The organism is Mycobacterium sp. NGS34 (assembly GCF_059812845.1).
In genome coordinates this window covers 1-267 of the sequence record NZ_JCALDM010000072.1, presented here as the reverse complement: position 1 = coordinate 267, position 267 = coordinate 1, and the positions used below count along the sequence as shown (strand labels likewise).

Here is a 267-nt window from a genome sequence, read left to right as displayed (position 1 = left end):
CACCGTGGTCACATGCACCTCGTCATGCAGGCGGCGCAACCACGCCCGCAAATCCTCCCGCACCTTGGCATCCAACGCCCCGAACGGCTCATCAAGCAACAACACCTGCGGATCAACCGCCAACGCCCGCGCCAACGCCATGCGCTGACGCTGACCCCCCGACAGCTGATTGGGATAGCGGGTCTGAAACCCACTAAGCCCCACCACCTCCAACAGGTTGTCCACCTTCTCCTTGACCTCGGCCTTGGGCCGCTTACGAATCTTGAG

Annotated in this window: 1 protein-coding gene; it reads right to left on the bottom strand. The window is 62.5% G+C overall.

The genetic code is table 11. The features are described from left to right. The coding region (locus AC5Y7V_RS31435) for an ATP-binding cassette domain-containing protein (RefSeq protein ID WP_499883800.1) at positions 1-267 on the bottom strand (267 nt) is incomplete at both ends.